Origin of the sequence: Streptomyces sp. Z423-1, assembly GCF_013009255.1 — a bacterium.
In the GTDB taxonomy this organism is placed as follows: domain Bacteria; phylum Actinomycetota; class Actinomycetes; order Streptomycetales; family Streptomycetaceae; genus Streptomyces; species Streptomyces gossypiisoli.
In genome coordinates this window covers 4,033,863-4,059,810 of record NZ_CP053109.1, presented here as the reverse complement: position 1 = coordinate 4,059,810, position 25,948 = coordinate 4,033,863, and the positions used below count along the sequence as shown (strand labels likewise).

The following is a 25,948-nucleotide window of genomic DNA, read 5'->3' as shown; positions in this document are numbered from 1 at the left end:
TTGTGCGGCGCGCGCCCACCGCCGGTGTGTGGCCGAAACACCATGGGCCCGTGCCAGGCGGCCGCTCGGCTCCCGTCCACAAGCCGGTTTCCGCCGCTTGCTCTCGCGATAGGCTCGACCAGGCACTTTTGCATCGTGGTCCGTGAGGAAAGCCTGGGGAGGCCGGACGGTGACAGATCGGTCAGGCGCGTCGGCACCGAGGCCCGGCGTACCCAAGCCGGGCCCGCCGCGCCCCGCCCGGCAGTGGTTCCAGGAGCGTCCCTCGCCGTACCCGTGGGAGCAGGACGCGCTGGACCATGTGCGGGGGCTCATGCCGCAGGCCGAGCCGTTCCGCGCCTGGGCCACGTTCTCCTTCACCGCTATGTCCGGCCGCGTCAACGAGTGCGATCTGCTGGTCGCCGTTCCCGCCGGCCTCTTCCTCATCGAGATCAAGGGGCATCCGGGGCAGCTCCGCAACACCGGGTCGACCTGGAACTTCCAGGGACCAGACCGCATGCGGACCATCAACAACCCCCTGCATCTGACCGACCTGAAGTCCAAGGAGCTGAAGAGCCAGCTCCAGTGGGCGGCCCGCAAACTGGGCCTCTCCGAGCGGGTGGTCCCGCGGGTCGAGCCCGCCGTGTTCCTGTCGTCGCCCGACCTGGAAAGCCACCTGGACGAGGTCCAGCAGATCAAGGTCTACGGCCGTGACGACGGCGGCAGCGGTCTGAAACGGATCTGGCAGGACTTCCTCGGTCTGCCCCCGGACCGTCCCGACCGGCGCATCACGCAGGAGTTCTCGCGGCACACCCTGCCGCAGCTGCTGAAGGCGATCGGGATCCGCCAGTCCACGGCCCATCTCCGCTTCGGCGACGCCTGGAAGATGGAGCCGCACCCGCTCGACGCGGGACCCTCCTGGGAGGACCGCCTGGCCACCCGGGATGACGGCCTCGTCCAGGAGGAGGGCCGGGTCCGTATCTATCTGGTGAGCCAGATGGCGACGGAGGCGGCCCGCAAGGCAACCGAACGCGCTGCGCGCCGCGAGTACCAGGTGCTGCAGGGCATCACCCACCGCGGTATCGTCGACGCGCTCGACTACCGCGAGCACCAGGGCGGACCGGCGATTCTCTTCCGCCACCGTCACGGCGATCTCCGCCTCGATCAGTACCTGGACGCCTACGGCGGCAGGCTGACGCCCGAGATCCGCCTGGACCTGGTCCGTCAGCTTGCCGAGGCGGTCCGTTACGCACACAACCGCTCGCTCTATCACCGGGCTCTCGCGGCCCGCTCCGTGTACGTCTCGTTCCGGTCCGACGGGGCCAACCCCGAGCTGCGGATCACCGACTGGCAGACCGCGGCGCGGGACTTCGACAGCAACGCCACGTTCTTCCGCTCCATCGGCGGCTCCGCCCTCGACGCCGCTCTGATCGAGGACGCGGCCCGCGTCTACCTCGCCCCCGAGTCGGACCAGCCGTACGCGGACCCGGCCGACCTGGACATCTTCGGTCTCGGTGCACTGGCCTACCTGATCCTCACCGGCCGCCCGCCGGCCGCCCAGCGCAGCGACCTCGCCGAACGGCTCCGCAGCGACGGCGGGCTCCGCCTGTTCGCGGTGGCCGACGGCCTGCCCGACGCACTCGACGACCTGGTCTTCCGGGCGACCCGCGCCGACGTCGACGAGCGCCTCGGCTCGGCCGAGGCGTTCCTGGACCTGCTGGACGAGGCGGAACGTGCCAGCATCCTCCCGGACTCTCCGGCGGCGGCCTGCGTCGACCCGCTCGAAGCGGTGCCCGGTCAGGCGCTCGACGCCGAGTGGACGGTACGCCGTGTCCTGGGCACCGGAGCCACCGCCCGCGCCCTGCTCGTGGAGCGGGTCGCGGAGGACGAGGACGGCCGCACCCAGATCGACGAGCACGTCTTCAAGGTCGCCCTAGACGAGGAGAAGGCGGGGCGGCTGCGCGCCGAGGAACGGGCGTTGCGCAAGGTCGGCGGCGGCTCCGTCGTCCAGTTGCGCGGCGAGGGGCTGCGGGAGCTCGGCGGGCGGACCGTCCTGGAGCTGGAGTACGCCGGTGAGCAGTCGCTCGGCGAGCGGCTGCGCGGCAAGGGGCGGCTCAGCTACCACGACCTGGAGCGCTTCGCCGACGACCTGTTCCGCGCCCTGGACCAGCTCGCCGCGCAGGGCGTGCGCCACCGCGACATCAAACCGGACAACTTCGGCATCCAGCGCCGCAAGGACCGCACCCGGCAGCTCAAGTTGTTCGACTTCTCCCTGACGGACGCGTCCGACCGGGACGTGAAGGCCGGCACGCGCGGCTACCTCGACCCGTTCCTCGGTTCGATGCGCCGCGCCCACTACGACGACCACGCCGAGCGGTACGCCGCCGCCGTCACCCTCCACGAGATGGCGAGCGGCGAGCGTCCGCTGTGGGGCGAGGGGCAGCTCGATCCGCTGACCAACGAGTCGGCCGAACTCCACGTCGCCACCGAGCTGTTCGAGCCCGCGCTGCGCGATGGACTCACCGCCTTCTTCCAGCGTGCGCTGCACCGGGACACCGAGCAGCGCTTCGACACGCTGCGGCAGATGTGGGACGCGTGGCGTGAGGTGTTCCGGGCGGCCGACGCGACCGCGCCCGCCACGACCCCCTCCACGGTCGGCAGCACCTCCGACGACCCGCTGACGGCCCGCGACCGTGCCGCCGCGGCGGCCGACCTGACGACGCCGCTGGACGCCGCCGGCCTGTCCCCGCGTGCCGTGTCGGTGGCCGGCGGACTGGGGGCGACGACGGTCGGTCAGCTGCTGGACATCCAGCCGTACGCCATCTCCAAGGCGCGTGGCGCGGGAAACCTCGTCCGCAAGGAACTCAACCGGCGCCGCAGGCAGTGGGCCACCGCGCTGCGCCCGGCGGCGCCGTACGCGCCCCGCAGGCAGGCGCCGGACGACACCGACCGGAAGCACTCCGCCCCCGGCACCAGCGAGCCCCGCGTCCTGTCGATAGACGACATGGCCGCGCTCCTCGCCCCCGAGCCGGGACGCAAGGGCTCCCACCGCGCCGACGTCGTACGCCTCACCCTCGGCCTGCCCCTGGACGACGGCGGACTCTCCCCGCTCGGCGCCTGGCCCGTGCAGGCCCGCGTCGCCGACCACTTGGGCATCAAGCAGACCTCCGTCTCCCGGCACCACCGCAATGAGATCAAGAAGTGGGCGGAGGCGGACTGGCTGGACCCGGTCCGCACCGAGCTGACCGAGATCATCCAGTCGGTGGGCCGGGTGATGACCGCCGACGAGGCGGCGGCCGAACTCCGGGCCCGGCACGGCGCGGGGGCGGACACGCCCGAGCGGACGCTCGCCAGGGCCCTGGCTGTCGTCCGGGCCGCGGCCGACGCGGAGACCACCGAACGACCGGACGAGGACCCCGACGGGCAGCACGAGCCCCGGCTCGACGTGCACCGGCGCGGTGAGACCGTCCTGCTCGCCGCTGAGTCCCTGCCGGGTGCGGACGACCCCAGCCCGCGGGAGCTGGCGGACTACGCGGCGCTCCTCGGCCAGGCCGCCGAACGACTGGCACGGCAGGACCCGCTGCCCGGCCGCGGCGAGGTCCTGCGCGTCCTGCGCTCCGTGGCCGCGCCCGACGGTCTGGCCCCGCTCGCCGACACCCGTCTGGTGTCCCTCGCCGCCGCGACGGCCCCCGGCGTCGCGGCCACGCCCCGGCTGGAGCTGTATCCGCGTGACCTGAGCCTGGAGCGGGCGCTGCGCATCTCCCAGGCGGGCGCGGGCGTCCGCCGGGACCGGGGGATCACCGTCGCCGAGCTGGTGGCGCGGCTGCGCGCCCGTTTCCCGGGCCTGGACCTGGTGTCGGGTTCCCGGGAACCCACCCATGTGGAACTGCTGGACGCCCTGGAAGGGGCGCGCTTCGACCTCGTCTACGACGACGAGGCGGAGAAGTTCGTCCCCAGGGCGCCGGAGTCGCGGGGCCCGTGGAGCTCCACCGGCGCCCTCACCAGTTACCAGCCGCCCACCCCCGTCACCCGGGCCGACCGGGAGGATCCGCACGGCCCGCTGCGGGAGCGGCTTGCCGCCGTTGCGGAGCGGGGTGGTTTCCTCGCCCTCACGGTGAAGGCGAACGCGTTCGCGGGAGCGGCGGAGACCGTGGCGGCCGCTTTCCCGGTCGAGGCCCTGGACCTGTCGGACGTGTTCCTCACCGCCTTCCGCGCCCTGGCCGCGGAGAAGGGCCAGGACTGGCAGAAGGTCCTGCGCGCCGACAGCCTCTCCACGCCCGGCAACATCAAGCCCGGATTGGCGTCGTTCGTCCGGGTGGTCTGGCAGCGTGTGGAGGAGGCGGTGCTGGCCCGCGCCGACGCGCCGCGCACCGTGCTGTTCCTCCACGACGCCGGCCTGGTCGCCCGGTACTGGGACGAGGGCGGTCACGCCTTCCTGGTCCGGCTCCAGAACGCGGCCCGCCGCCCCGCCGACGCGCCGTACGGCCTGTGGCTGCTGTGCACGGTCGAGACGCGCGCGCAGGAGCCGAAGCTGGACGGCCGGACGGTGGAGGTGATCGGCGGGGACGGCGAACGGGCGCACCTGGACCAGGAGTTTCTGGACTCGTTGCGGGTGCCGGTCGGCACCGGCTGAGCGGCGGCCGGCTACCCGGCACCGGCCGACGCATCTATCAACCTTGATAGTTCAGGTCTTACGGGGCACCCCGCCTTTGCGGCCGATGTCGAACGCCAGCCGGTACACGTCGGGGAGGTCGAGCGCGCCGCTGGTGCGTTCGGTCAGGACGCCGAGTTCGACCAGTTCCTCTATCAGGCCGATGGGGTCGTCAGCGGCGGCGCGGGGACCACTGTTCTCGTCGTCGTCCTCCCGCATACGACGCAGGATTTCCGAGAGACCGCCACGCTCCCAGCACTGGCGGACGACTGACGGCTCTATCGGCACCCGCTCGCCTTCGAGCTGTTCGATCGCCGTCGCGGCCCAGCCGATGTCCTCCTTCAGCTCGTCCACCCTGACCCGCGACGCCTCGTGCAGACTCTCCCGGATCGCCTCGTAGTGCAGCGGGTACTGCTGCGTGGCGTACCGCTCCGCCGTCAGGTCCGTGGCCGTGCGCAGCGCGAGCAGCCAGGTCCTCGGGCTCACGCGTCCTTTGCCGTCCTGGAGATGGTTCGGTACCCAGGTGAAGGTGTGGCCCTTGCGCCGGTCGGTCCCCATGTACGGCCCCGCGAGGGCGACGAAGGCCCGCTCCTGGCACTTCTCGTCGGCGATCAGGTCGACCGGGGCGACGAACCGCCCTTCACTCTGTACCAGCCACTCGCCGTACTGCGCCCGGAACTTTTCCGCCTCGGCACTCGGATAGTTGCCCAGCCGGTGGAAGAGCAGCCCGTAGAGGTTCTCTCGGCTCCATGTCAGGTCGGCCGCGTTCGCCCCCAGCTTCGAGGCGTCCGGGAACGTCTTGGGCGCGCTGTCGTACATGTCTGGGCGTACGAAGATCTTGGCACGCAGGGCCCCCGTGGTCAGACGCAGTTCCAGTGCCACCTGGAACAGCGCCGACACCAGCCGGTCGGCGGTCTTGCGGTCCGCGTGGAGGTGGTCGAGGGCGTCGAAGAGCAGCACGCGTGTCTCGCCGCTGTCCCGCGCCTCCCGGTCGGCCTTGCGTAGTGCGTCCTCGTAAGCGTCCTCGTTCTCCTCGGCCCACCGGATGCGGTCGGCCCAGTCGGGGATGCTCGCGATCTCCGGAACGCCGAGCGCCATCATCACGACCGCGCACCAGAAGACCTCGGGATCGGCCCCCTCGCGCAGCAGCCGGGCGATCCTGCGCTTCCCCGGGTATGGGGTGTCGGCGCCACCCCCCGTGGTGAAGCCGGTGGTGACTCTGACTCGCCGCAGCCGCGGCATCATGTACGACCGCGCGGCCACCTCCCGCAGCTCGGGATCGGTCAGTGCCTTGGCCCAGTACGTCTTGCCGGTGCCGCGCGCGCCCCGGACCACGGTCACGTCCGGGTCGAGCGCGAGGCGGTGGCTGGACGGCGTGAACAGCCGCCGCAGGTCGGGGCCGTCCGTGTCCGCGTCGAGCGCGACACCGAGGGCCCTGGTGATCAGGGTGCGGTACTCGTCGGTTGTCGGTGCGGCGGTCATGAGGACTCCGGGGCGGGGTGCGGTGGCGGCAGCAGACGCTCCACCGTAGTCGTGAAGGTCCGGTACGCGGCGTCGACGAACGGCAGCTCGGGCCAGTCGCGGCTGCGCAAGGGGTCCAGACCCACCAGGTCGTTGCCGAAGAGGATGGGGATGGCGGCGTGCGGCGCGTCGTCGTCCTCCAGCGGGGGGTGGTATAGCTCGTCGCCTTCGTCGTCGGCGCCCTCCTCGTCCGCGTCGAGCTGGTCGTACAGGGTGGAGGCGAACAGTGTCTGGGCGCGGTCGATCAGGGCGGGCAGCCGCTTCGCGTCCCCGGCGGAGTGGAACATGGCCGCCACGATCCGCAGCCGCTCCCTCAGCTCCCGGGCCAGGGCCGGACGCCGCTGCCACTGCGTGAACAGCATCTCGTAGCCCTCCCAGGTGGAGGGGTTGTCCACCGCGAACAGCAGCGAGAGCCCGCTGAGATGGGTCAGGGTGACCGCCGCGATGTCGTGCATGCCGGCCCTGCTGTCCAGCAGGACGACGTCCGGGGGCCGTGACAGCTCGGTCACCTGGTCCTCGCAGGCGGCGATCGCCTCTTCCAGCCGCGCGGCGAACGGCCGTTCGCGGTCACCGGGGTTGAGCCCGGCCAGGTCGCTGTAGATGCGGTTGAGTTTGGCGAGGTAGTCGTACGGCTCGCCGTTCCGCTCCAGGGGGCGGCCGCCCGCCGGCGCCAGCCACACCTCCCCGTTGCCCGTGACGGGCAACGCGGAGCTGCGTGCCACCAGTTCCAGCCCGTCGGCGTTGCCGACACCGCCCTCTATCAGGTGGTCCACGATGCCGTGGCGGGGGATGCCGGCGGGGTCCTCCAGCAGGTTAGACACGCCCGGGGACTCCAGGTCGAGGTCCACCACGAGCACGCAGCGGCCCGTTCCGGCCAGGTACCGGGCGAGAACGGCGGTGGCGGTGGTGCGCCCGACCCCGCCCTTGAAGCCGTACAGCGCCACCCGCCGGTCGCGGCGCCCGGCGGTTCCGTCGGAGGGGGTGGGGACGCTGCGGGCCCAGTCAGTGCCGATGACGGTCCGCTCCAGGGCGTGGACACTGCCGGCCCCCGTTCCGGTGGCCTGCCGGGGGCTGACCTCCACACGGTCGTCGGCGTCGAAGTACAGCTCCGGCGCGAAGAGCTTGTCGCCGAAGAGGAGGGGTTCCAGGCCGGTGAAGGGGCGCGTGGCGGCGGTGAACGCGTCTCGGAGAGCGACTACGTCGGGGTCGTCGTGGGCGAGGGGGCGGCCACGGTCGTCGATGAGGATGCAGCTTCGGCCGAGCACGTCCCGGGTAACGACGACGTCCATGCCGAACTGTGCGGCGGCCTGCCGGGCGTGGTCGAGGGCGGCCTGCCAGGCCGTGTCGAAGCGCGCGCGGGAAGGGCTCATGCGCGGGTCCTCGTTCCCAGGATGCTCGCCTGCTCGTGGGCGGCGATGAGGGCGTACGCGGCCTTCAGGTGCTGATCGATATCCGCCTTGGTGATCGCGGTGCCGTCGCAGTAGCGGTCCGCGACGTCCCAGTCGGCGAACGGGTTCTTCCAGATGAGCTGTGTGAACAGCGCGCCCGCTCCGCCTCCCCGGCGGCGGTGGGCTACGGCGGTGAGGTGTTCCCACAGTTCGGGCAGGTGCCCGTGCTTGTTGGTCCACTGCGGCTTCTTGCGGGAGCGGTCCAGGTATTTCACCTCCGGGTGCTCCGGCATGTTCCGCGCGTCCAGCCGTGAGCCGAGGAAGTCGATCAGGATGGCCTTTACGGCGCACTCGGCCGCCAGCCCGGCCAGATGGTCGGCGGATATCCGCAGGTCCCGCTCGGAGGCCAGCAAGGCCGCGTCGTAGTGATTCCTGCTCGCCGTCGCGAATGCGGGCGGCGGTGTCGCGGAGGGTGTCGAGGCCGTCACGACGATCACTTTAACGAGTCGATCAAGAGGGTTGCGGGGGCTTTTCCCGGATCGCGACAACCCTGGGCCGCCGTACGGGGGTACGGGTGCGGCAGGATGGGAGGTCCGGTCCGCGGATGACGCGGTGGGGCGCTGACGCGGTGCAGGGAGAAGGAAGCGAAGAGTGACGGTGACGACTACGGGCACGGACAAGGCGGCCCTGCTCAAGGACCTGAAGAAGCTGGTCGTCGCACTGGAGGACGACCTGCGGGCCCGCTGCGAGTCCAAGGAGGAGTTCCGCACCCGCCTGGACCGCGAGTGGCGCGAGGCCAAGGAGGCCCGGCGCACCGCCCTGTCCTACCCGGCCTGGCGGGACGATCGCGTCACGCAGGCCGCGGTGGCGTGGGTGCTGGGCTGCGTCTTCGTCCGCTTCTGCGAGGACAACGGCCTGATCGACGAGCCGTACCTCGCCGGCCCCGGTGAACGCCTCGCCGAGGCGGAGGCCCGGCACGAGGCCCACTTCCGCACCTACCCGCACCACAACAACCGCGACTGGCTCATCGAGGCGTTCCGCCACCTGGCGAGCACCAACGAGACCGCCGCCGGCCTCTTCGACGAGCGGCACAACCCGCTGTGGGGACTAACCCCCGGCTACGAGACGGCGACGGAACTGCTGATGTTCTGGCGCCGCTGGGGCGCGGACGGCGAGATCCGCTACGACTTCACCGACCCCGAGTGGGACACCCGCTTCCTCGGCGACCTCTACCAGGACCTCAGCGAGCACGCCCGCAAGACGTATGCGCTGCTGCAAACCCCCGAGTTCGTCGAGGAATTCATCCTCGACCTCACCCTGGAACCGGCGGTCGCCGATGACGGGCAGGGCTTCGGCCTCGACCCCGTGTGGACCGGCCCGGACGGCAGGGAACGCCGCGGCCTGCGCACCATCGACCCGGCGTGCGGCTCCGGCCACTTCCTGCTCGGCATCTTCCACCGCCTGCTGGACAAGTGGCGCCAGGCGGAACCCGGCACGGACGACTGGACGCTGGTCCGCCGGGTGCTGGAGTCCGTCCACGGCTGCGACAAGAACCCCTTCGCCGCGAGCATCGCCCGCTTCCGTCTCCTGGTCGCGGCGATGCGCGCGGCCGGTACGCGGAGGCTCGCGGACGCGCCGCCATTCCCCATCAACGTGGCCGTGGGTGACTCCCTGCTGCACGGCCGGGGCGCGGCGGGCATCCAGACCGACCTGGACACACTGTTCGCCGAGGCGGTCGTGGGGCGCGAGGAGGGGGAGGCGTACGCGTACGCCACGGAGGACGTGTGGGAGTACGCGAAGCGGGTCGACCTGCTGGGGCGGGGGTCGTATCACGTGGTGGTGGGGAACCCGCCGTACATCACGGTGAAGGACAGGCAGGAGAAGGAGAACTACAAGAAGGGCTACAAGAAAGCGTGTGTGGGTCTCTTCGCCCTGTCGGTGCCGTTCGCGCAGCGCATGTTCGAGCTTGCGGTGAAGGGACCTGGCGGGCGACAGGGCGGCGGTGGATTCGTCGGTCAGATCACTGCGAACTCGTTCATGAAGCGGGAGTTCGGACGCAACCTGATCGAGGTGGTCTTCCGTAACGAGGTCGAGCTGTCGCACGTCATCGACACCTCGGGTGCCTATATCCCCGGGCACGGAACTCCCACGGTCATTCTGGTGGGGCGCAACCGTGTGCCCAGCGGCAGTCGGCCCATCCGGGCGGTGCTGGGCGTACGGGGTGAGCCGGAGCAGCCGGAGAACGCTGCCGAAGGGCAGGTCTGGACGGAGATCGTCAAGTACGTCGACCGGCCGGGCAGCGAGACGGACTGGGTCTCGGTGGCGGACTTCGACCGCACCCACTTCGCCGAGGCACCTTGGTCGCTGAGCGGTGGCGGCGCCTCCGAGGTGTTCGGTCAGCTCACAGCTGCGGGGGCGGAGCTGTTGGGCTCGCGCGTAAAGCTGATCGGGCGCACCACGCACACGGGTGCGGACGAGGCGTACTTCGCTCCACCCGGCACCTGGACCAGGCATGGAGTCGCAGCGAGCCGGGTGGTGCCTTTGGTGGAGGGCACCGTCATCCGGGACTGGGACCTCGAACCCGAGACCGAGGCGCTGTTCCCGTACGGTCGCGACCTCTCCGCCAGCCTCTCCGACCCGGCCTCCGAGCGGCTGCTGTGGCCACAGCGCAGCATGCTCAGGCTGCGCCGCGAGCCCGGCGGCACGCACGAGGAGATCGGGCTGACCTGGTACGAGTGGAGCCGCTGGCATCCAGAACGCTACTCGGTGCCCCTGGGAATCGCCTTTCCGTTCGTGGCGACGCACAACCACTTTGCATTGGATCGAGGCGGGAAGGTTTTCAAGCAGACCGCGCCCGTGATCAAGCTGCCCGAGGGAGCCGGGGAGGAAGAGCACCTGGAGTTGCTGGGGGTGCTCAATTCTTCGGTGGCTTGTTTCTGGCTCAAGACGGTGAGCTACCCGAAGGGTGGTGATCCAGTCGGCGGTGCGGGTGCGCGCGTCAGCGTGCACCCTTGGTCAGACAGATACGAGTTCACTGGCACGAATCTGCAGGATTTCCCCCTTCCGGCCAAGCTCCCGCGTCACCTCGGCCGCGTCCTCGACGCCCAGGCGCAGAAGCTCGCCGAGTTCGAGCCCTCGGCCGTGGCCGCGACTGTCGTGCCTACGCGGCAAGCGCTGGATGACGCGGAAGCCGAACACGTCAAGGTCCGTCGCCGCATGATCGCCCTCCAAGAGGAGCTGGACTGGCAGGTCTACGGTCTCTACGGGCTGCTTACCGACCGCGAGGTCGCCCGGACCGTGACCCCGTCGCCCGACCCCGAAACCATCCCTGAGGTCAAGCTCGGCGAGCGTGCCTTCGAGATCGTCCTCGCGCGCAAGGTCGAGGCCGGTGAAGTGGAGACCGCCTGGTTCACGCGCCACGGCTCGACCCCCGTCACCGAGATCCCCGCCCACTGGCCGGACTGGTACCGCAAGATCGTCCAGGCCCGTATCGACCTGATCACGAGCCGCAAGGACATCGCCCTCATCGAGCGCCCGGAGTGCAAGCGCCGCTGGGCCACCGACCCGTGGGAGAAGAAGGAACGCGCCGCGCTGCGGGGCTGGCTGCTCGACTGCTGCGAGGACGAGAACCTGTGGTTCGAGGTGCGCGAGGGGATGCGCTACCCGCGGACGCTGACCGTCAACAACCTTGCCGACCGGCTCGTTTCCGACCCCGACTTCACTTCCGTCGCCGCGCTCTACGCCACCGACCACCTCAAGAAGCCGGACCTCCCCCTCGCCCAGATCCTCAACGAGATCATCGCTGATGAGCACGTGCCCTACCTCGCGGCCATGCGCTACAAGGACTCCGGCCTGCGCACCCGCCGGGAGTGGGAGAAGGTCTGGGAGAAGCAGCGCGAGGAGGATCGCACGGGTACGCGGCTCGACATCGACCCGCCGACGAAGTACAAGTCCTCCGACTTCCTCAAGCAGTCCTACTGGACCCACCGCGGCAAACTCGACGTCCCCAAGGAGCGGTTCATCTCCTACCCGGAGGCGGGGCCGGACAGCGACTCCACGCTGATGCTCGGCTGGGCCGGCTGGGATCACAAGGACCAGGCGCTGGCCCTCACCCAGCTGATCGAGACGCGCGTCAAGAACGACGCCTGGGGCGCCGAACGGCTCGTACCGCTGCTCGCCGGCTTGCGTGAGGTCATGCCGTGGGTGCACCAGTGGTACAGCGCCTACGACGACGAGTGGGAGGGCTCACCGGCCGAGGACCTGGAGGCGGAGTTCCAGCGCTACTTGCGCACGCACGGTGTGAGCGAGGCGCAGATGCAGGACTGGCGTCCGGTACGGAAGACGCGCGGGCGGAAGGCCGTACAGCGTCGTGAGACGACCGAACAGGCCGAGCTGGACGACGCGTAGAGCGGGGCGAGGGGGAGAGCCAGAGTGCCCTCCCCCGGGGCTCCGACCGGTGACTCAGCGGGCGGAGCCGGACGCGTGCGCGGTGAACGCCGACCAGGCGGTGGGGGACATGCGCAGGGCCTGAATCCGGGTGTCCTTGGAGTCGCGTACATGGACAGCCTCTTGGGTCAGGGCCACCTCCACGCAGTTGTCACCAGCGCCGCCGCTGTAGCTGCTCTTGAACCAGGCAAGTTCGGTGGTGCTCATAAGGCTCCTCGCATCTGCTCCAGCAGGCTCGCGGTGGCCGTCCGGCTGAGAGCCTGCGAGCGCATCTTTCCATAGCGCTGGAGTATCGCACTGACCGATTTCGGGTTGGTGATGAGGACGCTGGTCTCTTGAGCTTCGACGTACCCCACCCACTTGTTGTCCGGCGTTTCGGCCAGGTACTTCGGGCCTTCGAACCCCGAGTGGTCCTCCTGGCACAGCGGCATGACCAGGATCTCGACGTTGCGGCGACGGCCCTGCTCCAGCAGGTTGTCGATGAGCGCCCGCGTCACCTCGGGGCCACCCATCCGACGTTCAAGCAGAGCCTGCTCGATCATGAAGGAGAACGACGTGTTCGGGCGCTCGTGCAGGAGCCGCTGCCTGGCCAGTCGAGCAGCCACCTGTTGCTCGAACTGCTCCTCAGTCAGTGGCGGCAACCTGCGCTCGAAGACTTCCCGGATGTACGGCTCGGGCTGCAACAAGCCCGGAATCACCCGGCACTCGTACGCATACAGAGACACCGCCTCCTCCTCGATGCCCGCCCACTCCCGGAACCACGACGCCAGCCCCGCCCTCCGCGTAAGACTCCGCGCCGCAGCGCCCAGCACCTTGGCCGCAGCCGCTCCCAGAGCCGGTTCCGCCCGCGACGGCAAGTCGCTCGGCGGGAACCTCTTCCCCTGCTCGATCTTCGCGACGTAGGCCGCGGAGTACTGCACCCGCTGCGCGAACTCCTCCTGCGTGAGCCGGGCCTCTTCCCTCAAAGCCTTCAGGACCGCGCCGAAGGTCTTGAGGCTGTCGGACAGATCGTGCTCCCCGTTCGAGCCGCCGCCCCCACCCGCCCCGGCACCCCCGCACCCGCTGCCGATTCCGTTGTCCGTAGCCATGCAGCCGCCTCCCCGTGCACTGTCGCACACCGAACCCACCCCATGGTTACGGGCCGTGACCCACCCAGTCCAGCGAGTGAACCAGTACAGGCGAATCTGTATCAGCGTCGGTCCTGTTGGCGGCGCTCTGGCGGCGGGACCTTGGTCCGCATGCCGACACCGCAGACCCAAGCCACCGTCACCGTACGTACGTTCGCCCAGCGTTTCTCCGCGACCCGCCGCGGGGCGCGGCTCGCCCGCAGACTCGCCGCGCACCAACTGGACGTGTGGGGCGTACCGCACGGCACGTCGGCGTCGGACGCCGTCGTGCTGATCGTCGCGGAGTTGAGCGCCAACGCCGTCCTGCATGGACGCGTACCGGCGCGTGACTTCGCGCTGCGGCTCGTCCACAGGCCGGCCGCCGGGCTCGTACGCGTCGAGGTGTCCGACACGCATCCGGCCCTGCCCGTGTGCCTGCCCCCGCCCGCAGACGCCGACGGGGGCTGGGGTCTGCTCCTGGTCGCCGCCCTGGCCTCCCGCTGGGGTGTGACGGAGCGCACGGGGCCGGGGAAGACGGTGTGGGCGGAGGTGGACCTCCCGAGAGAGGCTCCCGCCGGACACCCCACGTGAGCGCGCCCGGCCACCCACCCCCCAGACGATCACCCACCGTGATACCCCACCCCGAAGGCGTCACGATCTCCCCTCCCACTGTCGGACTCACCTGGCAAGATGGACGTCGCGCCAACGCTTGAGGGGGGCGCTGTCCGGGCAGGCAGCCAGCACAGTGAGGGAATGATCGCCTGATGTCGACCACAGAGCTGTTCCTCCGCGATGTCATCGACATCAAGGAGGACGTCCACGCGGGCGATTTCAAGGTCGACCTCTCCCAGGGCTTCCACGAGGCCGATGAGCGGGTGGCGGAGTACGTCGTCACCGAGCAGTTGCAGAAGGCGTTCCGCAAGGCGCTCGGCATCGTCGCGAAGGCGGTCCGCACGGGCGACTCGCACGCCGCGTATCTGCACGGCTCGTTCGGTGCCGGTAAGAGCCACTTCCTCACCGTGCTGCACGCGGTGCTCAACGGCCACGAGGGGGCTCTGAACAAGCGGGGCCTGACGGAGGTCGTCGCCGAGCACCGGGACTGGCTGGGCGGCAGCCGGTTCCTGATGATCCCCTACCACCTGGTCGGATCGACCGACCTCGACTCGGCGCTGCTCGGCGGTTACGTCCACACCGTGCGGGAGCTGCACCCGGAGGCGGCGACCCCCGCCGTCTACCGGTCGGACGCGCTGCTCGCCGACGCGGACCGGCAGCGCAAGTTCCTCGGCGACGACGACAAGTTCCGGCAGTGGCTCGGCGCCGGTGCGGCGGCCACCGCCCCCGGCGGGGCGTCCGGTGCGGACGACGAGGACGACCTGCCGGGCATCGACGGGGGAGCCGGCCTGCCCGGCACGGGCGGCTGGAGCACCGCCGAGCTGGACCGGGCCTTCGCCGCGCCGCCCGGCAGCGAGGAGCGGGAGCGGCTGGTGTCGGCGCTGCTGACCGGGCCCATGGCCGCGTACACGCAGGCCGCCCGCGGCGACGCGCAGTCCTTCATCCCGCTGGAGAACGGCCTGAAGGTCATCTCCCGCCACGCCCAGTCGCTGGGCTACGACGGTGTCGTCCTCTTCCTCGACGAGCTGATCCTGTGGCTCCAGGCACACATGGGCGACCAGGACTTCGTCCGCGACCAGGTGCAGCGGCTGGTCAAGCTGATCGAGTCCGCCGACAGCGGCCGACCCGTGCCGATCGTCTCCTTCATCTCCCGCCAGCGCGACCTGTCCCAGCTGATCGGCTCCGACGTCGCGGGCGCCGACGTGCAGAACCTGGAGCAGCAGGTCGACTACCTCGCCGGCCGACTGGATGTCGTGGAGCTGGAGGACAGCAACCTCGTCGAGATCATCAAGCACCGGGTGCTCGCCCCTCGCCCGGGCATGGAGCAGGCGCGCGACGACGCGTTCAAGATCGTTGAGTCGTCGCGGGACGAGGTGCGGCAGGTCCTGCTCGACGCGCAGGGGCGCACCGAGGCGAGCTGGGACGACTTCCGCACCCTGTACCCGCTGTCCCCGGCACTGCTCAACGTGCTGGTCGACCTGTCCGGCGCGCTCCAGCGCGAGCGGACCGGCCTCAAGCTCGTGCAGGAACTGCTGCGGCGCCACCGCGACGACCTGCGGCTCGGCCAGCTCGTCCCGATGGGCGACCTGTGGGACGTCATCGCCACGCGGACCGGTGAGGCGTTCACCGCGAAGCTCCGCAAGGAGTCGGAGATCGCGCACCGCTTCCACGCCCGCGTCCGCGAGCACCTGCTGACCAAGTACGGCTCCGAGGACGACAAGCGGTTCCGGACCGACGACCGGCTCGTCAAGACGCTGCTGCTGGCCTCCCTCGCCCCCAACGTGCCCGCCCTGACCCGGCTCACGGGCGGCCGGCTCGCCGCGCTGAACCACGGCACCATCAGGACCCGGGTGGGCGACGCGGGGGCCGTCGCCGTCAAGCGCCTGCAGGAGCTCCAGGCCGAGGGCTTCGACGGCGAGCTGCGCAGCGAGGGCGACCCCGCCGACCCCGTCTTCCACCTGCACCTGTCCGACCTGGACGTCGAGCCGCTGCTGGAGGAGGTGCAGGGCGTCGCCGACCAGGACGGCTACCGCCGCCAGTGGATCAAGGACCAGCTCTGGGCGGCGCTGGGCATCCCCGACACCCAGGCGTTCGTCTGCGAGCGGACCGTCGTCTGGCGCGGCACCAAGCGCACCGTCGAGTTCGTCTTCGGCAACGTCCGCGACCCGCACCTGCCCGACGCCGAGTTCGCGCCGCAGACCGAGGGCAACATCCGCTTCGTCTTCGACTACCCCTTCGACGGCCACGACCACTCGCCGATGGACGACGTGCAGCGGGTGGAGCGGATGAAGCGCGCCGGGAAGACGGCGCCGACGATCGTCTGGCTGCCGCACTTCCTGTCCGAGCAGAAGGCCCGCAACCTCGGACGCCTGCTGAAGATCAACTACCTGCTGGAGCGCGACCGGCTCGACGACCACACAGCGACCCGCCCCGCCGAGGAACGCATCCAGATCCGCAACCAGCTCAAGGCGTCCCGCGACAGCCTGACCACCCAGCTCACCGACGCGCTGCTGCAGCTGTACGGCATCAACAAGGCCGAGCCCGGCACCGCGGGAGCCGAGGTCCCCGAAGGTCACCACCTGATCTCGCTCCAGCCCGGCTTCGCCCGCACCCGGCCCGAACCGGCGGTCGGCTTCGAGGAGAACCTCTTCCTGCTCGCCGACGGGCTGCTCAGCGCCCGCCACCCCAAGCACCCCGACTTCGACCCGCGGCTCACCCGCAAGGCCGTCACCACCCGCGAGCTGAAGACCACCCTCGAATGGATCACGAGGGCGATGGAGGACGGCTCCCGCCGCGTCGTGGTCGACAGCCAGCACCTGCCCGTCGTCCGCCGGATCGTGCACGCCCTCCAGCTCGGAGAGGTCCACGAAGGACCGCTGAACGTCACCACCGACTGGCGCCTGCGCATCAACAAGAAGGCCGCCGAGACCCCCGACGCCGGCCCGGACCTGTCCGTGGAGGACATCCGCGACTGGATCGAGGAGCTCGGCTACACCGGCCTCGACCGCCACGTCAGCAACCTGATCATCGCCACGTACGCCCTGCTCGACGACCGCACCTGGGTCTACCAGACCTCGCCGCTGCCCAAGGCCCCGGAGCTGGAGCGGATCGGCCCAGGATACGGGCTGAGGGCCGTGGAACTGCCCACCGAGGACGAGTTCCACACCGCGCTCGGCCGCGCCGGGACGATCTTCGGCAGGACCGTCTCGCGGGTCCTGTTCGCCCGCAACGTCGCCCGGCTCGCCGAAGGCGTGCGCGCGGTCGCGGAGGAACACCGCGTGGCCCTCGGCGAGGTGCGCACCCTCCTGACGGAGCACGCCCACCACCTGGGACTGACCGGCGCCGACGCGCCTCGCCTGAAGTCCACCAAGGCCGCCGCCGACCTCGTCGCCCGGCTGCTGCGCACCACCGAAACGGCCGCGTGCGTGCGGGAGCTGGCCGCCGCGGCGTACGACGTGACCGACGAGGAGATCGCGGGCGCTCTGCGGCACGCCCCGGAGGTCGCCGCCGCGCTGCGCGGTACCAGGTGGTCCCTGCTGGAGGACGTGCGCCGCGACATCGCCATACGCCAGGACAGCCTCGGCGAGCGGGCCACCCGCTTCCTGGACGAGGTGCACCGCGCCGCCCGCGAGCACGAGCAGACCGTCTCGCTCGTGCCCGTGCTGGACCGGCTCCCGGACACCGTCATGGCCCTGATGCGCGAGGCCACCCGTCTCGCACAGCCGGCGCAGCCGGTCACCCCGCCCGTGGCGCCGGTCACGCCAGTCGCGCCGGAGCCGACCGCCGAGGACGTCAGCCCCACCACCCACGGCAAGCCCCCCGTCCCCTCGACCCCTGTGCCGCACCAGCCCGCCACGCCGGACGACTCCTCCCGCAGCGGGGGTGGCTCGGAGGCCGTCGTCCCGGCGCAGGCCGGTCGCCGGCGCGCCGTCCACCTCGTCGAGCCCACCCAGCTGGAGGTATCGCTGGCCACCACGGTCGCCGAGATCGACGCGGAGATCCGCGCCTACCTCGCCGCCCACCCCGGCACCCGCATTCAGGTCACCTGGCAGCCGGTCGCCGACACCGGGTCCGGAACCGACGGCTCCGCCGAAACCGAGGCGGAACCGGGCGGCGAAGGGACCACCGGCTGATGGCCCCGGCCCTGCCCCGGGTGGGCCGCCGTACCGTGGAGGCCCTGCTCGCCGCGAACGCCAAGGACCTGGGCGAGCGCAGCCTTGTGCTCGTCCACGGCCAGTACGCGCCCGGCGCCCCGCCCCGGTTCACCGTCACCCTGGACGGCGAGGCGCGGCGTGTCCACGTACGCGACGAAGCCTCCGTCCTCGGCGTCGTCGCCGCCCTGCACGAACACCGGAGCGCAGCCGCTTCCTCCGACGTGCTCGTGGTGACCACGGGCGTCGACGACGAGCAGCTCGGCTGGGACGTGCGCGGCAGGGCCGTACGGCGCAAGACCCTCACCGTCGAGAACGCCGAGGTCGTCCTCCAGCGCTTCGGCGCCACCGCCCTCGACCCGCGGATGTACCGCGAGCGGTGGCTCCTGGAAGCCCTGGTCGAAGCGGAGCCCGCGGAAGACGGCTGGCCGCGCCTCGGCGGAGTGCTGACCCGGGACGCGGCCCTGCGCGCCCTGACCGCCGAACGGCTCGGCCTGCGCGCGGTGCACGGCGCCTCCGGCCAGGACGGCCAGGTCACCCTCGACGCCGACACGCTGCTCGCCTGGTCGCGCACACCCGCCGGACCCCGGCGGTTCGCCGAACTGGGCGCCACAGAGCGCGGGGAACTGAAGAAGTGGCTCGCGGAGGTCGCCGGACCGGCCGTCCCCGTCCTGCTGTCCCTCGCCGAGGCCGGACTCGGCCACGACGCCCTGCCGCTCGGACTGCTCGGCGCCGCACTGCGGGACCCCGCCGCCCAGCCCGACACCGTGCTCGCCCTCGGCGGACTGTTCGGACAGGTCATGCCCCGACGGTCGGAACTCGCGGTGTTCACCGACGCCGTGGAGGGGACCCTCACCCGCTGGATCGCCGACGCCCGGACCAGCCAGGACGCCCGCCGACGCGTCGACGCCGTACTGGACCGGGCCGACGAGCTGGCCGACAAGGCGGGCCTCACCCCCGGACTCACCGCGAGCCGCTTCCTCCCCTCCAGCTTCACCGCGCAACTGCGCCGGACCGTCGCGGAAGCCCGCAGGTCCCCGACTGCCGGCGAGGCCGCGCTGGCCGACCTCCTCGGCCACGCCCTGGCCGGCCTGCGCCCGGACCACGTCCAGGCCGCCGAGACGGCCGTACGGGTGGCGCGCTGGCTCAGCGGCCGCGAGCCCGCCGTCACCGGTGTGGCCGCCGCCGTGCGAGCCCATGTCTCCGACTGGGGCTGGGTGGACCGTGCGCTCACCGTGCTGTGGGCGGGCGATCCCGACGGCGACCTCGAGACCGGCCGGGACCTGCGCGCCCTCTACGAACAGGCACGTGAGCGCAGGCAGCGCCTCGATCAGGGGTTCGCCCTAAGGCTCGCCGCCTGGACGGCGCACGCCACCGCCCAGCACCCCGACGGCTGCCTCGTCGTCGAGAACGTGCTGGACACCGTCGTACGCCCGCTGACCGGCCAGGCCGCTCCGCTCCTCCTCGTCCTCGACGGCATGAGCAGCGCGGTCGCCGCCCAGCTCGGCGAGGAGGCGGAACGCGACGGCTGGCGCGAGATCGTGCCCCGCCCGGAGCCGGGAGAGACCCCGGCGCGGCTCGCCGCCGTCTCGATGCTGCCCTCCGTCACCCGCGTCAGCCGTGCCTCCCTGCTGGCGGGTGAAGCGGCGGGCGGCGGCCAGTCGGCCGAGACGAGCGGGTTCACCGCCTTCTGGAAACGGCGCCGCAAGGACGCCGCCCTCTTCCACAAGGCCGCCATCGGCGGCGAGGCGGGCCACGCGCTCTCCCATGACCTCATGACCACGCTCGCCTCCGACGCCGTGGTGGGCGTGGTCCTCAACACCATCGACGAGGCACTGGAGAACGGCCGGCACGGCCGCGGCACCACCTGGTCCCTGGCCGACGTCACGCACCTTCGTGAACTGCTCGCCGCCGCCCGCAGCTACGGCCGCCCGGTCGTCCTCGTCGCCGACCACGGGCACGTCCTGGAGCGCGGCAGCCGCTCCGACGGCCCGACGGCCGCCGCCGACGGCGCGGAGTCCGCCCGCTGGCGCACCGGCGATGCCGTGGGGGAGGGGGAGATCGCCGTCCGCGGCCCGAGGGTGCGCGAGGGCGGGGGAGCGGTGATCCTGCCGTGGCGCGAGGACATCCGCTACACCGGACGGCGCGCCGGATACCACGGCGGGGCCTCCCTGGCCGAGGTGACCGTCCCGGTGCTCGTCCTGCTCCCGGCAGGGGAGGAGACCCCGAAGGACTGGGTGCCGCTGCCCCGCGAGCTGTCCACGCCGGACTGGTGGCGGACGCACGTCACCCGTGACGAGCCGGCCTCCGCCGCCGTGCCTGCCGAAGCGCCGGCGGTGCCCTCGCCCGCGCGCCGCACCGCGCCCTCCGGGAGCGCGCCGACCACCGAGGCGCGGCCGTCCGCCCGGACTAAAGCCGCACCGCCGGTGGCAGAGTCGCTCGGCTCCACAGTGGTGAGCAGCGAGGTGTACGCGGCCCAGAAGGAGTACGTCCGCAAAGCGCCCGAGGCGAAGGTGGTGGCCGCGGTCGTCGACGCGCTCGTCACAGCGGGCGGGACGATGTCCCCGGCCGCTCTCGCCGCGGCGATCTCCGCCACCGGGCGGGTCCGCCGCAACATCGAGGGATTCGTCGCCACGGTGCAGCGGCTGCTGAACGTCGAGGGGTATCCCGTCCTCGGGTTCATCGACGGCGGGCACGCGGTCAAGCTCGACGTGCCGCTCCTGCGCGAGCAGTTCCTGCCGAAGCCGAAGGACGACGAAGCGGACGAGCAGACGGACGAGCCGGCTGGCCGGGGGGAGGAGAAGGCGTGACCGACCCCGCCTCCGTCAGCGCGGTCCGGCGCCGCGAGGTCATCGACGCTCTGCGGCGCGGCACCGTCCCGCAGTCCGGCCTCGACCTGTTCGCGGTCGGACTGGACCGGTTCGAAGCCGCCCTCGACGACGACCTGGCCACCGTTACCCGCGGCGGTGCCGCCTTCCACGCCGTCCGCGGCGACTACGGCTCCGGCAAGACCTTCTTCGCCCGCTGGCTGGCCGAACGCGCCAAACGTGCGGGACTCGCCACCGCCGAGGTGCAGATCTCCGAGACCGAGACACCGCTGCACCGGCTGGAGACCGTCTACCGCCGGCTCACCGAGCGCCTGGCCACCGCCACGCACCAGCCCAGCGCCCTGCGCGCGGTCGTCGACTCGTGGTTCTACACCCTGGAGGAGGAGGTCCTCGACGGCTCGGAGATCGACGAGGACGACGAGGAAGCCCTCGCCGAGGCCGTGGACGCGCTGATGGAACGCCGGCTGGCCGACGTCGCCCGCACCACCCCCGCGTTCGCTGCCGCCCTGCGCGGCTACCGGCGGGCCGTCACCGCCGGGGACGGTGCCACGGCGGAAGCCCTGATCGCCTGGCTCGGCGGCCAGAAGTCCGTGGCCGCCTCCGCCCGCCGGGCCGCCGGAGTACGCGGAGATCTCGACCACTTCGCAGCGCTCGGCTTTCTCCAGGGGCTGCTGACCGTGCTGCGCGACTGCGGCCACCCCGGGCTGCTCCTCGTCCTCGACGAGACGGAGACCCTGCAACGCGTCCGCGGCGACGTCCGGGAGAAGGGCCTCAACGCACTGCGCCAGCTCCTCGACGAGATCGACGCCGGACGCTTTCCCGGCCTCTTCCTCGTCATCACCGGAACCCCCGCGTTCTACGACGGCCAGCAGGGCGTCCAGCGCCTCCCGCCCCTGGCCCAGCGGCTCGCCACCGACTTCACCACGGACGCCCGCTTCGACTCGCCCCGCGCCGTCCAGCTCCGCCTGCCCGGCTTCGACCTGCCGCGCCTGGGGGAACTCGGCCGGAAGGTGCGGGACCTTTACCGGGGCGCGGCCCGCCACCCCGAGCGGGTCACCGCGCGGGTCGACGACGCCTACGTCGGCGAACTCGCCACCGCCGTCACCGGCGGTCTAGGCGGCAACGTCGGCATCGCCCCCCGCGTCTTCCTGCGCAAGCTCGTCGCCGATGTCCTCGACCGCGTCGACGAGTTCGAGGACTTCGACCCACGCAAGCACTACCAGCTCACCGTCTCGGCCGGCGAGTTGACGGACACCGAACGCAACGCCGCCGCCGACCGGGCGGACGACATCGAGCTGGAACTGCCGTGACCACTGCCGACGGCCTGGAACCGGCGCTGGTCCACCACATCGTCAACACCCTGGGCTGGAAGGACCTGCGCCCGCTCCAGAAGGCCGCCGTCGCCCCGCTCACCGCAGGAGACGATGCCCTGCTGCTGGCCCCGACGGCAGGCGGCAAGACCGAAGCCGCCTGCTTCCCCCTGCTGTCCCGAATGCACGCCCAGAGCTGGTCCGGCACATCAGTGCTGTACGTGTGTCCCCTCAAGGCGCTGCTGAACAACCTGCTGCCGCGCGTGGAGACCTACACCGCCTGGCTCGGCCGGACCGCGGCCCTGTGGCACGGCGACACACCGGCCGGCGCCCGGCGGCGCATCCTCGCCTCCCGGCCCGACGTGCTGCTCACCACTCCCGAGTCGCTGGAAGCCATGCTGGTCAGCGTGAATGTCGACCACGCGTCCTTCTTCTCCGGGCTGCGGGCCGTGGTCGTCGACGAGGTCCACGCCTTCGCCGGCGATGACCGTGGCTGGCACCTGCTCGCCGTACTGGAGCGCCTGCAAAGAGTCGTGAACCGCTCCCTACAGCGCGTCGGCCTCTCCGCGACGGTCGGCAACCCCGAAGCCCTGCTCACCTGGCTCCAGGGATCAGGAGCGGGGCGGCGCCCCGGCCACGTCGTCGCGCCCCACCTGGCCGAGACACAGCCGACACCGGCTTCCGTACCACCGGGCGACATCCAGCTCGACTACGTCGGCTCGCTCGACAACGCGGCCACCGTCATCAGCGCCCTCCACCGCGGCGAGAAGCGGCTCGTCTTCTGCGAGTCACGGCGCCTGGTGGAGGAGCTGGGCGCCAAGCTGCGGGCCAAGGGCGTGACCACCTTCCTCTCGCACGCCTCCCTCTCGCTCGACGAACGCAGACGCGCGGAAACCGCGTTCGCCGAGGCGCGCGACTGCGTGATCATCGCCACGAGCACCCTGGAACTGGGCATCGACGTCGGTGACCTGGACCGGGTCATCCAGATCGACGCGCCCACCTCGGTCGCCTCCTTCCTACAGCGCCTGGGCCGCACCGGACGCCGCCCCGGCACGACCCGGAACTGCCTCTTCCTCACCCTCGACCAAGGTGGGCTCCTGGCTGCCGCGGGACTGCTGCTCCAGTGGTCGCGAGGCTGGGTCGAACCGGTCACCGCACCGCCCGAGCCCCGGCACATCGTCGCCCAGCAGCTGCTCGCCCTCTGCCTTCAGGAACACCGCGTCGGAGACCGGCTCTGGCAGGAGTGGTGGAACGGTCTGGGACCGTTCGGAGGGTCCGCCGAGCCGATCGTCCGCCATCTCGTGGAGGAGGGATACCTGGACCAGGACGGCGGCATGCTGTTCATCGGCCCCGAAGCCGAACGGCGCTTCGGACACCGCCACTTCATGAACCTCACCGCCGTCTTCACCGCACCCCCGCAGTTCACCGTCCTCCAGGGCCGCACCGAGATCGGCCGCACCGACCCCGCCCTGCTCACCGAGCGTGTCGCTGGCCCTCGTCGGCTCCTCCTCGCCGGCCGCAGCTGGCAGGTCACCTACATCGACTGGCAGCGCAAGCGCTGCTTCGTTGAGCCGGTCGACGGCGGTGGAAAGGCCAAGTGGAGCGGCACCGGATTCGGCCAGGGCACCTCCTTCGAGGTGACCCGCGCCGTGCGTGAGGTGCTGCTTGGGGCGGATTCGCCCGTCGCCCTGACCCAACGCGCCACCACGGTGCTCAAGGAGGCACGTGACGTCTTCCTGGAGAAGGTCCACCCGGGCGGCACCCTGATCGTGCGGGACGAAGGAGGGCAACTCCGCTGGTGGACCTGGGCAGGTCACCGGGCGAACGCCACTCTGTCCGCCACGTTGGAGGGGATCGCGGTGCCGGCCCAGCGCATCAACGATCATTGGATCCGTCTGCGGGAAGACCTCACTCCACCGGTGTGGAAGGAAGCCCTGAGCGAGGCTCCGGACCGGCTCTGCCTTCCCGCTGTCGACGAACGGGCGGTGCGGGGATTGAAGTTCGGGGACGCGCTGCCGCCGCGTCTGGCGGAGGCGACGCTGTCCGCCCGGCTGGCCGACTTGGAGACCGCCGCAGCTGTTCTCACTGAGCCTGTACGTTTCGTCTACACAGGTGCGTAGGACATGAGCTGGTCGGGCAGGGACCGGTCGCAGCGCGGGCGGTGTCGCTGTTGTCAGTGGCGTCCGGTATCAATCGATCTGGAGACGATCACTGGCCGATATGAGGTTCGAGCTCGTGAAGGGGCCCAACACGCTTTCCAAATGTTCGTCTGGGGGTTCGGGGCGGGACGGGAGCGTCTTGACCTGCGGTGGAGCGGGTGATGGGAGGCGGTTCGGACGGCTCCGGACGGGGGTGAATGAGACCAAAACTGAGACCAGAGGCGGCCACGTTGCCCGAACACCTCCCTCAACGGCACGGGAGCCCTGCCCGTTGCGGCCTGTGTTCTCACGCCGCCTCCGTCACTCCATCGGTGGCCGCGCTGCAATGTTTACTGGTCAGAGGCGTGAGAGGCTGTCTCCTCAAGGCTGCTGGCTGCCAATCCCACCTCGAATCCGCTGATGTCGCCCCCGGTGATCCACCTACGGATCAGTTCCCGGTCCTCCTCGGAGAGCGACATCCGTGCGTTCGCGCACAACGTGTAGACGTTTTCCACCCACGCGTCGGCAAGGGCCTCCGCTGTAACGCCTTCGGCCATCAGCTGTCCCACGTAGAGGAGCCCCTTGAGTACGAAGTTGACGGCGTTGCGAGTTACGGGGTTTCCACGCGACTCCGTTTCGTCTCGGACTCTCTTCGACGTCGGGTACAGCTGAAAGGCAGAACTCTGCAAGTCTTGGGCGAGAACCTCGAACAGCAGAGCATAGGCGTCCGGCTGCAACGCCGGCACATCCGTCAGGGCACACACCTGAGCAAGAAGACGAGGAAGCTGCGCCCGACCCCCCTTGTCCTCAAAGGAGTGCAGCGTTGGATCGAGAATGTATCCGGGGGGCGTGGCAACATATTCAAGATCACTGCAATGAGTCTTCACGAACCCACTGAAACTTCCGGCGCCGTACCATGCGGAATCCTTTATCGAGGGATCGATGTTGAGCGCCGCCTGTGCCGCGGCAGCCGAGGCGAGCGGACGGGCAGCCGCCCGTACGACGCGGTGAATCTCCTTGACGACTGCCTCGCGCTGGTCGCTGCCCGCTTGTTGCGGAAGGACGACCGCGACCTGCTCGGCGTCGCTGTCGAGCGTCACCTCCGTTGCCTGGAACTCGTCCCAGAGCGAGGCCGCGGCGAGCTGCTCAGGAGTCACGAACACATCACACGTCGCCCGGAAGGCAGCGGCGCTCAGGCCGGCCGCTACCACCGTCGTCCACCGATCCTTGGCCCGGAGCCTTTGCAATACGGGGGTGAAATCGGCGTCCGCCGACATGATCACAAACTCGTCGTACCGGGTCTCGTCCGCTAGAGCATCCATGATATCGAGCACCATGTAGATGTCAGCGCTGTTCTTGCCTCGAGTAGTCAAGGGTGGGCAATCGATCGACCGAAACCCACTTCGCGTGAAGAAGGCGCGGTACTTACCGAAAGCTTCCGGGTTGATATACACGTTCCGCACGAGGAAGCGGCGAGCGGGGCCACCCTGGGCAGCTTCACCTGTGTGGCTCTTCCCTTCCAGCCAATTCATCCACCTGTCCGGACGGGTCGCAAACGCGTCAGCCGCCCCCGGGTCCATGTCGCGAAGTCCCAAGTAGATGTTGTCGAAGTCCACAAACAATGCGGACTTGATCGTCACCGAATTGGCACCATCGAATGGCTCTTTACTCAACGACCCGCCTCCACTGGTCATTTCGCGGAGCGCTCAGAGGGGAGCGATCCACGCAGCCATGACATCGGTGTGGGAAGCATAGCCGCGTTCCTGGACCGGAAAACCGAACGGAACGAACGGTGAACCGCTCCGGGTCTGATGGAGGTTC

At 70.8% G+C, this 25,948-nt stretch carries 13 protein-coding genes; 7 read left to right on the top strand and 6 right to left on the bottom strand.

Annotation, left to right across the window (positions count from 1 at the left end; genetic code table 11):
- The first annotated feature begins 169 nt into the window (after window positions 1-169).
- The gene (pglW, locus tag HJD23_RS18085) at window positions 170-4,609 is read left to right on the top strand and encodes a BREX system serine/threonine kinase PglW (RefSeq protein ID WP_171109608.1); all 4,440 of its coding nucleotides are present in this window, start codon (window positions 170-172) and stop codon (window positions 4,607-4,609) included.
- A 51-nt stretch (window positions 4,610-4,660) separates the two neighbouring features.
- Here pglW and HJD23_RS18080 read toward each other — a convergent pair whose 3' ends face one another.
- From HJD23_RS18080 to HJD23_RS18070, 3 genes are read right to left on the bottom strand one after another with little or no spacing between them, the layout of a single operon-like run.
- Entirely contained in the window at window positions 4,661-6,109 is a 1,449-nt protein-coding gene (locus tag HJD23_RS18080; RefSeq protein WP_171109609.1) for a hypothetical protein, read from the bottom strand.
- Window positions 6,106-7,518 carry an AAA family ATPase gene (locus tag HJD23_RS18075; protein ID WP_171109610.1) on the bottom strand — a complete coding sequence of 471 codons (1,413 nt, stop codon included), beginning with the start codon at window positions 7,516-7,518 and terminating at the stop codon, window positions 6,106-6,108. The genes HJD23_RS18080 and HJD23_RS18075 overlap by 4 nt, the downstream gene beginning before the upstream one ends.
- Window positions 7,515-8,024 carry a hypothetical protein gene (locus HJD23_RS18070; protein WP_171109611.1) on the bottom strand — a complete coding sequence of 170 codons (510 nt, stop codon included), beginning with the start codon at window positions 8,022-8,024 and terminating at the stop codon, window positions 7,515-7,517. Before HJD23_RS18070 ends, HJD23_RS18075 begins: the two co-directional genes overlap by 4 nt.
- Before the next feature lie 163 nt (window positions 8,025-8,187).
- On the opposite strand from HJD23_RS18070, the gene pglX reads away from it, so the two are divergent.
- Window positions 8,188-11,943, top strand: coding sequence for a BREX-2 system adenine-specific DNA-methyltransferase PglX (gene pglX, locus HJD23_RS18065; RefSeq protein ID WP_171109612.1), 3,756 nt, complete (start codon window positions 8,188-8,190; stop codon window positions 11,941-11,943).
- A gap of 54 nt (window positions 11,944-11,997) precedes the next feature.
- Here pglX and HJD23_RS18060 read toward each other — a convergent pair whose 3' ends face one another.
- Both HJD23_RS18060 and HJD23_RS18055 read right to left on the bottom strand, forming a co-directional pair.
- Entirely contained in the window at window positions 11,998-12,189 is a 192-nt protein-coding gene (locus HJD23_RS18060; protein ID WP_171109613.1) for a DUF397 domain-containing protein, read from the bottom strand.
- Complete coding sequence (locus tag HJD23_RS18055; protein WP_171109614.1) at window positions 12,186-13,070, bottom strand: helix-turn-helix transcriptional regulator; 885 nt, start codon at window positions 13,068-13,070, stop codon at window positions 12,186-12,188. The genes HJD23_RS18060 and HJD23_RS18055 overlap by 4 nt, the downstream gene beginning before the upstream one ends.
- Window positions 13,071-13,220: 150 nt before the next feature.
- Here HJD23_RS18055 and HJD23_RS18050 point away from each other — a divergent pair, with 150 nt between their 5' ends.
- The 5 genes from HJD23_RS18050 (at window position 13,221) to HJD23_RS18030 (ending at window position 24,109) form a co-directional block, all read left to right on the top strand.
- Window positions 13,221-13,679 (top strand): ATP-binding protein, encoded by a 459-nt coding sequence (locus tag HJD23_RS18050; RefSeq protein ID WP_171109615.1) that lies wholly within the window; start codon window positions 13,221-13,223, stop codon window positions 13,677-13,679.
- Window positions 13,680-13,852: 173 nt separating this feature from the next.
- Entirely contained in the window at window positions 13,853-17,833 is a 3,981-nt protein-coding gene (locus HJD23_RS18045) for a PglY protein (protein WP_171109616.1), read from the top strand.
- Window positions 17,833-20,661, top strand: a complete 2,829-nt coding sequence (gene pglZ, locus HJD23_RS18040; RefSeq protein WP_171109617.1) for a BREX-2 system phosphatase PglZ — start codon at window positions 17,833-17,835, stop codon at window positions 20,659-20,661. Before HJD23_RS18045 ends, pglZ begins: the two co-directional genes overlap by 1 nt.
- A complete protein-coding gene (gene brxD, locus HJD23_RS18035) occupies window positions 20,658-21,989 on the top strand; it encodes a BREX system ATP-binding protein BrxD (RefSeq protein ID WP_171109618.1) in 1,332 nt (443 codons plus the stop codon). The genes pglZ and brxD overlap by 4 nt, the downstream gene beginning before the upstream one ends.
- Window positions 21,986-24,109 (top strand): DEAD/DEAH box helicase, encoded by a 2,124-nt coding sequence (locus HJD23_RS18030; RefSeq protein WP_171109619.1) that lies wholly within the window; start codon window positions 21,986-21,988, stop codon window positions 24,107-24,109. Before brxD ends, HJD23_RS18030 begins: the two co-directional genes overlap by 4 nt.
- 368 nt (window positions 24,110-24,477) lie before the next feature.
- Here HJD23_RS18030 and HJD23_RS18025 read toward each other — a convergent pair whose 3' ends face one another.
- Window positions 24,478-25,767, bottom strand: a complete 1,290-nt coding sequence (locus HJD23_RS18025; protein ID WP_171109620.1) for an NYN domain-containing protein — start codon at window positions 25,765-25,767, stop codon at window positions 24,478-24,480.
- Window positions 25,768-25,948: the final 181 nt, after the last annotated feature.

What these genes read in the sequence shown, in the direction of transcription:
- HJD23_RS18080 (WP_171109609.1), bottom strand. Translation starts at nt 6,109, where the DNA reads ATGACCGCCGCACCGACAACCGACGAGTACCGCACCCTGATCACCAGG.
- HJD23_RS18075 (WP_171109610.1), bottom strand. Translation starts at nt 7,518, where the DNA reads ATGAGCCCTTCCCGCGCGCGCTTCGACACGGCCTGGCAGGCCGCCCTC.
- HJD23_RS18060 (WP_171109613.1), bottom strand. Translation starts at nt 12,189, where the DNA reads ATGAGCACCACCGAACTTGCCTGGTTCAAGAGCAGCTACAGCGGCGGC.
- HJD23_RS18055 (WP_171109614.1), bottom strand. Translation starts at nt 13,070, where the DNA reads ATGGCTACGGACAACGGAATCGGCAGCGGGTGCGGGGGTGCCGGGGCG.
- HJD23_RS18050 (WP_171109615.1), top strand. Translation starts at nt 13,221, where the DNA reads ATGCCGACACCGCAGACCCAAGCCACCGTCACCGTACGTACGTTCGCC.
- HJD23_RS18045 (WP_171109616.1), top strand. Translation starts at nt 13,853, where the DNA reads ATGTCGACCACAGAGCTGTTCCTCCGCGATGTCATCGACATCAAGGAG.
- pglZ (WP_171109617.1), top strand. Translation starts at nt 17,833, where the DNA reads ATGGCCCCGGCCCTGCCCCGGGTGGGCCGCCGTACCGTGGAGGCCCTG.